This window comes from Rhodoferax sp. (assembly GCF_018063565.1).
In the GTDB taxonomy this organism is placed as follows: Bacteria; Pseudomonadota; Gammaproteobacteria; order Burkholderiales; family Burkholderiaceae_C; genus Rhodoferax.
The window spans coordinates 1-8,950 of record NZ_JAGPBB010000115.1; the positions used below are offsets into that span (position 1 = coordinate 1).

The 8,950-nt window shown below is 60.5% G+C and carries 12 protein-coding genes; 3 read left to right on the forward strand and 9 right to left on the reverse strand.

The window, feature by feature from the left end; translation table 11 throughout:
- Nucleotides 1–1,108, reverse strand: a 1,108-nt coding sequence (locus KBF66_RS17500) for a peptidase U32 family protein (RefSeq protein ID WP_296660404.1), incomplete at its 3' end; no start/stop codon positions are given.
- 210 nt (nt 1,109–1,318) lie between these two features.
- Between KBF66_RS17500 and flhD the strand changes: the two genes are divergently transcribed.
- The 3 genes from flhD (at nt 1,319) to KBF66_RS17515 (ending at nt 3,051) form a co-directional block, all read left to right on the forward strand.
- Nucleotides 1,319–1,645, forward strand: a complete 327-nt coding sequence (gene flhD / locus KBF66_RS17505) for a flagellar transcriptional regulator FlhD (protein ID WP_296660407.1) — start codon at nt 1,319–1,321, stop codon at nt 1,643–1,645.
- 36 nt (nt 1,646–1,681) lie between these two features.
- Nucleotides 1,682–2,227, forward strand: a complete 546-nt coding sequence (flhC, locus tag KBF66_RS17510; protein ID WP_296660409.1) for a flagellar transcriptional regulator FlhC — start codon at nt 1,682–1,684, stop codon at nt 2,225–2,227.
- A gap of 62 nt (nt 2,228–2,289) precedes the next feature.
- Nucleotides 2,290–3,051 carry a heparan-alpha-glucosaminide N-acetyltransferase gene (locus tag KBF66_RS17515; protein ID WP_296660411.1) on the forward strand — a complete coding sequence of 254 codons (762 nt, stop codon included), beginning with the start codon at nt 2,290–2,292 and terminating at the stop codon, nt 3,049–3,051.
- On the opposite strand, the gene KBF66_RS17520 is transcribed toward KBF66_RS17515, so the two are convergent.
- From KBF66_RS17520 to KBF66_RS17555, 8 genes are all read right to left on the reverse strand, one after another.
- Complete coding sequence (locus KBF66_RS17520) at nt 3,026–3,562, reverse strand: hypothetical protein (protein ID WP_296660414.1); 537 nt, start codon at nt 3,560–3,562, stop codon at nt 3,026–3,028. The two genes, KBF66_RS17515 and KBF66_RS17520, sit on opposite strands and share 26 nt — an antisense overlap.
- A 67-nt stretch (nt 3,563–3,629) precedes the next feature.
- Nucleotides 3,630–4,445: an OmpA family protein gene (locus KBF66_RS17525; RefSeq protein ID WP_296660416.1), complete on the reverse strand. Its 816-nt coding sequence runs from the start codon at nt 4,443–4,445 to the stop codon at nt 3,630–3,632.
- 84 nt (nt 4,446–4,529) lie between these two features.
- Complete coding sequence (locus KBF66_RS17530; protein ID WP_296660420.1) at nt 4,530–5,663, reverse strand: ABC transporter permease; 1,134 nt, start codon at nt 5,661–5,663, stop codon at nt 4,530–4,532.
- Nucleotides 5,660–6,595, reverse strand: coding sequence for an ABC transporter ATP-binding protein (locus tag KBF66_RS17535; RefSeq protein ID WP_296660424.1), 936 nt, complete (start codon nt 6,593–6,595; stop codon nt 5,660–5,662). The genes KBF66_RS17530 and KBF66_RS17535 overlap by 4 nt, the downstream gene beginning before the upstream one ends.
- Nucleotides 6,592–7,566, reverse strand: coding sequence for an HlyD family secretion protein (locus KBF66_RS17540; protein ID WP_296660426.1), 975 nt, complete (start codon nt 7,564–7,566; stop codon nt 6,592–6,594). Before KBF66_RS17540 ends, KBF66_RS17535 begins: the two co-directional genes overlap by 4 nt.
- Nucleotides 7,567–7,631: 65 nt before the next feature.
- Nucleotides 7,632–8,417, reverse strand: coding sequence for a peptidylprolyl isomerase (locus tag KBF66_RS17545; protein WP_296660428.1), 786 nt, complete (start codon nt 8,415–8,417; stop codon nt 7,632–7,634).
- A gap of 55 nt (nt 8,418–8,472) precedes the next feature.
- Entirely contained in the window at nt 8,473–8,754 is a 282-nt protein-coding gene (locus KBF66_RS17550) for a BolA family protein (protein WP_296660431.1), read from the reverse strand.
- On the reverse strand, nt 8,751–8,950 hold a 200-nt coding region (locus KBF66_RS17555), incomplete at its 5' end, for a septation protein IspZ (protein WP_296660435.1). The genes KBF66_RS17555 and KBF66_RS17550, both read right to left, overlap by 4 nt.

An 8,950-nucleotide genomic window follows, 5' to 3' on the forward strand; every position in this document is an offset into this window, starting at 1 on the left:
TGGCCAGACCGGCCAGCTCCTTTTGCAGGTCGTAGTAACACAGACCATCTCCATTGTGCAGCGTGGTGGCGCGATCAGTCAGCGTCAATTCGATCCAGTTCACCCCGACCTGGCTCACATGGCCAATCGGCTGGCCCGGGTTTTTCGGGCTGTCAAAGGCGCCGATGGTGTCCTGGCGGCCATTGACAAAATAGTCAGTGAACTCGCGGTTGAAGTTCTGGTTTGGGTCGGGCGTGAACGCAAAGGTGGTGCGCCCGCTGCTGGCGCGCGCCAAGGGGCTGGCACCGTGCTGGCGTTCCTCGATCAGTTGGTCGAGCAACACGCGGTAATGTGCGGTGATGTTCTTCACATAGGCCATGTCTTTGTAGCGGCCTTCAATCTTGAAGCTGCGCACCCCGGCGTCCACCAGCGCGGCCAGGTTGGCGCTCTGGTTGTTGTCTTTCATGCTCAGTACATGCTTGTCGTGCGCCACAAAGCGGCCCTTGTCGTCGATCACCTGGTAGGGCAGGCGGCAGGCCTGGTTGCATTCACCGCGGTTGGCGCTGCGCCCGGTGTGGGCTGCGCTGATGTAACACTGGCCGCTGTAGGCCACACACAGCGCACCATGCACAAAAAACTCGAGCGTGGCGCGTGTCGGGTCGGTGGCGGCGCGAATGGCGGCGATCTGTGCCAGCGTCAGCTCGCGCGCCAGCACGATCTGGTTCAGGCCCACATCCTGCAAAAAACGCGCTTTCTCCGGCGTGCGAATGTCGCATTGGGTGCTGGCGTGAAGGGCGATGGGTGGCAGGTCGAGTTCGAGCAGGCCCATGTCCTGGATGATCAGCGCGTCCACACCCGCGTCGTACAGTTGCCAGGCCAGGGTGCGGGCAGGCTCAAGCTCATCGTCACGCAGGATGGTGTTGAGGGTGGCGAAAATTCTGGCATTAAAACGGTGTGAGTGGCTGACCAGCCGGGCAATGTCCGCAACTGAGTTGTCGGCGCTGGAGCGCGCCCCAAAGCCCGGACCACCGATGTACACCGCGTCGGCCCCGTGGTTGATGGCCTCGATGCCAATGGCAGCGTCCCGTGCCGGAGCCAACAGTTCAAGCTGATGTGAAAGAAGTGACATGGGGCGCGATTATCGGCGTGCCATGGCATCACATCGCCGCTGTAGGAATTTCCCTGACACCCGCCACCCCAAACCCTGACAGCGGTTCCAGCCAAACGCTGATTCAAGTTTCTGGCACAGGCTTCCAGAATCGGTCCCAAGGCAGTGAACGCGGCAAATGCACCGCAAACACCATCCAATCATTTGACCCAGTTTTTCCGAAAGCCCACCATGAACGACGACCAACTCTCGCAAGAAATCCGCGACGCCAACCTCACCTATCTGATGCTGGCCCAGAACGTGATCCGTCGTGACAAGGCCGAGGCGCTGTTTCGCCTGGGCATCTCCGAGGAGTCGGCTGACATGATCGCCATGCTGTCACCCGCGCAGATCCTCAAGATTGCCTCCAGCCCGATGCTGTTGTGCCGCTTCCGGGTGGATGACGACATGGTCTGGGGCTTGCTGACCAACCACACGCCGGCCAAGGTCGACAACGATGCCACCACCAAGTTGCACGCCAGCATTCTGATGGCCGGGCGTTTTGAGCAAGCCTTGTGAAGTCTGCTCTGTCCCCAACTGACTAGAAAGAACACCATGGCCACCGCATCCACCAAAAGTGTATTGAATGACTCCAAACAGGTTGAACGTGCTGTGGCGCTGATTCAGCTCGGTGCCCGCCTGCAGGTGCTCGAAAGTGAGACCGACCTGTCTTACGAGCGGCTGCTGCGTCTGTACAAGGAGGTGGCAGGCAAGTCACCGTCCAAGGGTCAGTTGCCTTTTTCCACCGACTGGTTTCTGACCTGGCAGCCCAATATCCATGCCTCACTGTTTCTCAATACCTATGAGTATCTGAACAAGGTGAGTGCGCTGGACGATATCGACGCCATCATGAAGGCGTACCGCCTGTACACCGCGCAGATTGCCACCTGTGGGGTGGAACCCCTGCTGAGCATCACCCGTGCCTGGCGGCTGGTGAAGTTTGTGGACAACAACATGCTGGCGATGACCAAGTGCAGCAAGTGTGGCGGGCATTTTGTGAGTGAACCCTATGAGAATGCGCGGCATTTTGAGTGCGGGCTGTGCACGCCACCGGCGCGTGCGGGCAAGGGGGCGGCAGCGGGGGGGATTCAGTTGCACTGAGGCTCCTGTGCATCAACGCCGGCGCGGCGTGCCCTTGCGACGGGCTGACTACACTTGTGGCCATGCCAAGCGCTCGATCTGCACTTCTTGACGCCCTGCGTGGCCTGGCCATGTTGTGGATGACGGTGTTCCATTTCTGTTTTGATCTGAATCACTTTGGCTACATTCAGCAGGACTTTTACCGCAACCCGGTCTGGACCTGGCAGCGCACGCTGATTGTGAGTCTGTTCCTGTTCTGCGCGGGTCTGGGGCAGGCGTTTGCCCGTGATCAGGGGCTGGGTTGGCCACGTTTCTGGCGGCGTTGGCTGCAGGTTGCGGGCGCTGCGATGCTGGTGACTCTGGGGTCGTGGTGGATGTACCCCAACAGTTTCATCTATTTTGGTGTCTTGCACGGTATGGCGCTGATGTTGATCGTGACGCGCCTTACGGCTCACTGGGGGGGCTGGTTATGGCCACTTGGTGGGCTTGCCATTGCCTCCAAGTTCATAGCTTATTACGCTTTATCTGTCTGGGCTGGAGGCCAATTGGATGCATTTTTTAACGGACCGGCTCTGAACTGGCTGGGCTGGATCACCCAGAAACCGGTCACCGAAGACTATGTGCCGCTGTTCCCCTGGCTTGGCGTGATGTGGTGGGGCGTGGCCGTTGGTCATACTCTGCGGCGGCATGGCACGCGCCTGCATTGGCAGGGCTTACCCGCTGCATTTCAACCGCTGTCCGTGCTGGGCCGCTGGAGCCTGAGCTATTACCTGCTGCACCAACCAGTGCTGATCGGCGGGCTGATGTTGCTGGGCTGGCTTACAGCTGGCGGTCCTCGGCCTTGAACATGCCGCCACTGATGGTCAAGCGGGCCTTGGTCTTGATCTCGACCAGCTCAAAACTGAACTTGCCTTCAATCACCTTGCCTTGAACCGAGGTGATTTCGAGCAGGTTGTTGCCATCCACGAGCCTGTACTCGGCTTGTGGGTCGCCAAACATCTCCTTGCTCAAACCTTTGCTGAAGCGCACCTCGCAACTAGGGCTGCCCGCCTTCGGGAAAGAGAACTTCACCGGTTTGGACTCAAAGTGGTTGCAGATGATGGAAAGCTGGTCAACCGGGGTTTTGGGCGGCGGATAGGCAGACGCCCCCTTGGTTTTGGCGATCAGGTTGAGCACACTTTTTCGGGGTAACAGGTAGGTGATGCTGTCGTCGTCGCTTTCAAAGCGTTTGCCATCCACCGTTGCACTCAGATGCTGGGGTACATCGGCCATTGCCAGCGCCGAGACGCTGCCAGCGATGGCAAGCAGGCTGGCGATGCGCAAGCGGCGTTGCGGGTGTGTTTGAAAGCGGTGCATGCTGCTCCTTGACAGGCTGTGGCGTGTCAAGACTATAGTCCAGCCGGGCAGAACCTGCAGGCAACGCTCAGTTCACCTTGACCAGCTCAACCCGGCGGTTCTTGGCCTTGCCGGCGTCGGTTGTGTTGTCGGCCACCGGTTTGGATTGGCCAAACCCCTTGGCACTCAGACGTGCTGCCGCCACACCTTGGGCGGTCAGCGCAGCCTGCACCGCCTGGGCACGCTCCTGCGAAAGTTTCTGATTGCCATCGGCGTTGCCGTCGGCATCGGTATGGCCTTCGATCGACAGCTTCAGGGTGGGGCTTTGGCGCAGCAGGTCGAGTATCTCGTCAATCACCGGCTTGCCGTCGGGTTTGATTTTGGCGCTGGCGCTGTCAAAGTTGATGTACACCGTGGCACGGCCGGTGGCATTGATGGCATCGAGCAACTTGTTGACGGCCACCTCCTGCTTCATTTCGCCTTTTTCGACGATGTTGAGGTAGTACCAGACGCCGTTGGCGGCACAGTTGATGCGTACCCAGATTTCCTTGCCGCCCTGCGTCATGCGCATCACGGCGTTGTCTTTGCTTTCGTACAGGACTTCGCCGCCCACCTGTTTGACCGCGTTGGTGAAATTGCGGATCACATACAGACCACCGGGTGGATCCTGACCTTTGGTCAGCTTGTAGCGAATATCGAAGTACTTGCCTTCGACAACAACTTTTTCGTTCTTGAGCTGGAACTTGTAGGCTTCAAACTTGGATGACTTGCTGGTGTACAGCTCAAAGCCATCGAGCTTGTTAAAAAGCGGGTGCTCCTGCTTGGGCTCAGCGGCATTGGCCAGGCCCAAGCCCAAGAGCATCATCACCACCGCCAGAACGATTTTCAACAAAGAGTTCAACATACTGCCTCCATGATTGGGAGTGTCGATGGTAATACGCTCGGGACCCCGGCAGATACGCGGCTCGGGTGGCGCGTCCATCGCGCGTCAATCCAGGGTTTGGCGATAGCGGTGCAGGGCCAGCGCGCCGGCGGCCACCATAAAAGCCAGCATCGGCCACAGTTCAGGCAACAGTTCACTGGCGCCGTTGCCCTTGAGCAGGATGCCGCGCACGATGCGCAAAAAGTGCGTCAGTGGCAGCACCTCGCCGATGTACTGTGCCCACACCGGCATGGCGCGAAACGGGAACATGAAACCCGACAGCAGCATGGACGGCAAGAAAAAGAAAAACGTCATCTGCATCGCCTGCAACTGGTTGCGCGCCACCGTCGAAAAGGTGAAGCCCACCGCCAGATTGGCGACGATGAAGACACCGATCATCGCCATCAGCAGGGCAAAACTGCCCTCCATGGGCACCTGAAACAGGGCAAACGCCGCCACCATGATCACGCCCAACTGCACATAACCCAACACCACGTAGGGCAGGATCTTGCCGACCATCACTTCGCCCGGGCGCACCGGGGTGGCCAGCAGGTTTTCCATGGTGCCACGCTCGCGCTCGCGTGTCATGCCCAGGCTGGTCAGCATCACCATGGTCATGGTCAAAATGGTGCCAATCAGGCCAGGCACGATGTTGTAGCGCGACAGCCCTTCAGGGTTGTAGTGACGGTGGATGCGAATCTCGAACGGGCCGTGGCCTGGCTGCAGCGCCTGCAGCGGCCCGTTCAGGTCATGTTGCAGCGCCTGGGTCGCCAGGCTGCTCAGTGCGGCAATGGCGTTGCCTGAGGCTGATGGGTCGGTGGCATCCACTGAAACCATCAGGACCGGGCGATGCCCCCGCACCAGTTGCTGCGAAAAATCTGGCCCCATCACGATCACAAACTGCACTTGCCCACGCGCCAGCAGGGCCTGGGCTTCGGACTCGCTGGTGCCGCTGTAGGCGATGCGGAAGTACCCGGTGTGCTGCAGCGCCGCGGCAATACTGCGTGACATCGGTCCGCGGTCGGTGTTCACCAAGGCGGTGGGCAGACCTTTGGGGTCGGTATTGATGGCGTAGCCAAACAACACCAGTTGCATGATCGGAATCCCAACCGCCATGGCGAAGGTCAGGCGGTCACGCATCATTTGCTGGAACTCCTTGATAAAGATTGCCAGCGCGCGCCGCCACGAGAATCTGCTCATGCTGCTGCGTCCCCAAAATTGTCACGGGCACCGGCGATCAGGCTGATGAACACGTCTTCCAGGTCGGGTGCCTGGGGTGTGATGGTGAGTGCTTCAGTTTGCGGCAGGCTTTGCAGTGCCTGCCAGACCTGCTGCTCGTCGAGTCCCGCCACGTGCACCGCATTGCCAAAGGCCGCCACACTGAGGATGCCCGGCAGGTGCTTGAGTGGTTCGACGATGCGCCCGGCATGCGGCCCCTGCACCCGCCAGACCTTCAGGCCGGAATCGACCACGATCTCGCTGGCGGTGCCACGCGCCAGAATCTTGCCATAGGCGATGTAGACCAGGTCGTGGCAGCGTTCGGCTTCGTCCATGTAGTGGGTGGACACCAGTACCGTGATGCCCTGTGCCGCCAAGGTGTGGATTTCGTCCCAGAAATCGCGCCGCGCCTTGGGGTCGACACCCGCCGTGGGCTCGTCCAGCAACAGCAGGCGTGGCTGATGAATCAGGCAGGCTGCCAGCGCAAGGCGCTGTTTCCAACCACCCGACAGCGACCCGGCCAGTTGGCGCTGGCGTGCCCCCAGGCCGAGTCGGCTCAGCGCCTGGTCGACCGCATGCTGGCGCTGTGGCAGTTCGAACAGGCGTGCCACAAAGTCCAGATTCTCGCGGATGCTGAGATCTTCGTACAGACCGAACTTCTGTGTCATGTAGCCGACCTGGCATCTGATTTGCCGGGATTCGCAACGAATATCGAACCCCAGGCAACTGCCGCTGCCGGCATCAGGTGCCAACAGCCCGCACAACATGCGGATGGTGGTGGTCTTGCCGCTGCCATTGGGCCCCAGAAAACCGCAGATGCGACCGCTACCGACCTGCAAGCTCAGCTGATCGACCACGGTGCGGCCCGCGTACGCTTTGCTCAAGCCCGTGACGTCGATGGCCCACGGGTTCATGGCACGGCTGACCCCTGGGGCAACGTCACGTCGATTGGCTGGCCCGGCTGCAGTCGACCGGGCTGATCGGGCCGCGCCTCGACCATGAACACCATTTTGGCGCGCTGGGCGTTCGAATAAATCACCGGGGGCGTGAACTCGGCTTGGGTCGCCACGCGAATCACCCGGGCCGTGATCGGGTTGGCACAGCCGTCACAGCGGACGTGTACCACCTGCCCCAGTGGTACGCTGGACAGTGCCGCCTGTGGCACGTAAAACCGTGCCAGCACATTGGCCGGTGGCAACAACGACAGTACCGGTTGCCCGGCGGGAACCCATTCGCCGGGCTGAAAAAACACTTCGGCCACGGTGGCGGCGGTCGGTGCGACCTGTTGTTTCTGCTGCGCCCGCCAGGCGGCCTGCTGCAGTGCCGCGCGTGCGGCTGCGCTGCCGGCTTGGGCTGCTTGCTGTTCGTCCTGGCGGGCCGGCAAGCCTGCCACCTGCAGCGCCGCTGCCAGCTCAGCCAGCCGCGCTTGCGCCTGCTGCAACGCGGTCTGGGCGTCAGTCACCCGGGCGGCTGCCACAAATCCCTGCCTGGCGAGTTGCTGCTGGCGCGCCAGATCGTGTTGTGCCAGGTTCAGGCCCGCCTGCGCCTGCTGGTATTGCGCTTGGGTGACCGCCAGCTCGGGCACGCGGCGCCCCTTGCCGGCATTGGTCGCTTGCGCTTGTGCGGCAGTCAGGCGGGCACTGGCTTCAGCGTAAGCGGCGCGCTCGGGTTCGTCGTCGAGCGTGAACAGTGCCGCATCGGCTGGCACCATTTGCCCCTGCGTCACCGCGACCGCCACCAGTCGCCCGCTCAAGGGCGCCGCCAGATAAAGGTAATCGCCCTGCGCATACCCGCCCCAGAGCGTGCGCTCCGGTTCGGTGCAGGCGGGCAGGCACAGCATTCCGACACAGACCAGAATCATCGTGACGACGCGCAAGTGGCACACAGTGGGAGTCCTCAACAAAAAAGCGGCTACTGGAGCCGCTTGTGGGTGCGTGGTTCTAGGCCCGCTTACTCAACCTTGGCCTTGGTGCGCAGGTCGTTCTGGTACTTGGCCAGTTTTTGTTGCTGCAACTGCTGCAGCACCTGCGGCTTGACCTGTTCCAGCGGCGGCAGCTGCGCGTCGCGCACATCATCGAGCCGGATCACGTGATAACCAAACTGCGACTTGACAGGTGTCTCGGTCATTTTGCCCTTGGTCAGTGCGGTGAGCGCGGTAGAAAACTCGGCCACATAATTGCCGGCAGGTGCCCAATCGAGGTCACCCCCCTTGGCACCAGAACCTGGGTCTTTGCTCTCTTTTTTGGCAATGTCTTCAAACTTGGCACCTTTTTTCAGTTTGCCGATGATCGCTTTGGCGTCGTCTTCCTTGTCTACCAGAATGTGGCGAGCCTTGTACTCCTTGCCGCTGTTGGCGGCAGCAAAGCGGTCGTACTCGGCCTTGACTTCTTCATCGGTGACGGCGTTGGTCTTCTGGTAGTTGGTGAACAGGTCACGGATCAGGATGGTCTGACGGGCCAGCTCCATCTGTGTCTTGAAGTCTTCGGTGGTGTCCAGACCCTGCTTCTGGGCTTCCTGGATGAAGATCTCGCGGGCGATCACCTCGTCCTTGATCTGTTGTTCCATCTCCGGGGTGATGGGTCGGCCCGAGCGCTTGACCTGTTCGCTCAGCGCTTCGGCGCGGGCTTTGGGTACAGCCTTGCCATTGACGATGGCGATGTTCTGGGCAAAGGCCAGCGGGGTCAGACCGGCGATCAGGGTAGCCAGCGCGAGGCTGGGCAAAAGTGCTTTCTTCATGCGAATTTCCAGGGTTGCAAAAAATGAAAAGTTTGGAGTGGGGTTTCGGCCCGCATCAGTTGGTGTCGGGCGCTTTGGCTTCAATGGCCAGCGCGTGCAGGCCATTTGCCAAGAAATCTTGCAGCGCATCATACACAAGACGATGGCGTGCCACCGGCGACTTGCCGGTAAATAAGTGTGAAGTGATGCGTACCCGAAAGTGTGTGCCATAGCCCAGGCCATTGGCACCCGCGTGGCCATGGTGCTGGGCGCTCTCGTCAATCACCTCCAGTGCCTGCGGTGACAAACGTGCATGCAGGCGTTGCTGCAGGACCGCAGCCGTGGGGATGGTGCTCATGGGTTGGGCAATTGGTTGGTGTCGTCACTTAAGTAACGCGAAATGTAGAAGCCCTGGCCAATGATGAAAACCAGCGGAAACGCATAACCCCAGAGTTTGAAGTTCACCCAGGCCTCGGTGCTGTAAAAGGCTGCCACGTAGCCGTTGAGGGCCGCCATGAAGGCGCAGTACACCACCCACACCACGTTCAGGCGCA

Excerpts from the sequence above, each read along its gene's own strand:
- KBF66_RS17550 (WP_296660431.1), bottom strand. The coding sequence starts at position 8,754 with ATGAGCACCATCCCCACGGCTGCGGTCCTGCAGCAACGCCTGCATGCA.
- KBF66_RS17520 (WP_296660414.1), bottom strand. The coding sequence starts at position 3,562 with ATGCACCGCTTTCAAACACACCCGCAACGCCGCTTGCGCATCGCCAGC.
- flhD (WP_296660407.1), top strand. The coding sequence starts at position 1,319 with ATGAACGACGACCAACTCTCGCAAGAAATCCGCGACGCCAACCTCACC.
- flhC (WP_296660409.1), top strand. The coding sequence starts at position 1,682 with ATGGCCACCGCATCCACCAAAAGTGTATTGAATGACTCCAAACAGGTT.
- KBF66_RS17530 (WP_296660420.1), bottom strand. The coding sequence starts at position 5,663 with ATGAGCAGATTCTCGTGGCGGCGCGCGCTGGCAATCTTTATCAAGGAG.
- KBF66_RS17525 (WP_296660416.1), bottom strand. The coding sequence starts at position 4,445 with ATGTTGAACTCTTTGTTGAAAATCGTTCTGGCGGTGGTGATGATGCTC.
- KBF66_RS17545 (WP_296660428.1), bottom strand. The coding sequence starts at position 8,417 with ATGAAGAAAGCACTTTTGCCCAGCCTCGCGCTGGCTACCCTGATCGCC.
- KBF66_RS17515 (WP_296660411.1), top strand. The coding sequence starts at position 2,290 with ATGCCAAGCGCTCGATCTGCACTTCTTGACGCCCTGCGTGGCCTGGCC.
- KBF66_RS17535 (WP_296660424.1), bottom strand. The coding sequence starts at position 6,595 with ATGAACCCGTGGGCCATCGACGTCACGGGCTTGAGCAAAGCGTACGCG.